The organism is Acinetobacter sp. AC1-2 (genome assembly GCF_016124155.1).
Taxonomy (GTDB): domain Bacteria; phylum Pseudomonadota; class Gammaproteobacteria; order Pseudomonadales; family Moraxellaceae; genus Acinetobacter; species Acinetobacter calcoaceticus.
On sequence record NZ_JABFFO010000034.1, the window covers coordinates 1 to 250 of the forward strand.

Genomic DNA, 250 nt, shown 5'->3' on the forward strand with positions numbered 1-250 from the left:
CCGCTGTGGTGACGATTGATACGGTTGCACCAAATGCACCAGTACTTGATCCGATCAATGCCACTGACCCAGTGAGCGGTACAGCAGAACCTGGTTCAACAGTGACTGTAAACTTCCCGGACGGTACAACAGCAACTGTAGTTGCAGGTACAGATGGTAGCTGGTCAGTACCAAACCCAGGTGACTTGACTGACGGTCAAACCGTAACAGCAACAGCGACTGACCCTGCAGGCAATACCTCATTGCCAGG

Annotated in this window: 1 pseudogene; it reads left to right on the forward strand. The window is 52.4% G+C overall.

Features of this window, described 5'->3' with window-relative positions:
* Positions 1 to 11 precede the first annotated feature (11 nt).
* Positions 12 to 250: pseudogene (locus HL290_RS18500) on the forward strand (Ig-like domain-containing protein); the annotation flags it as partial.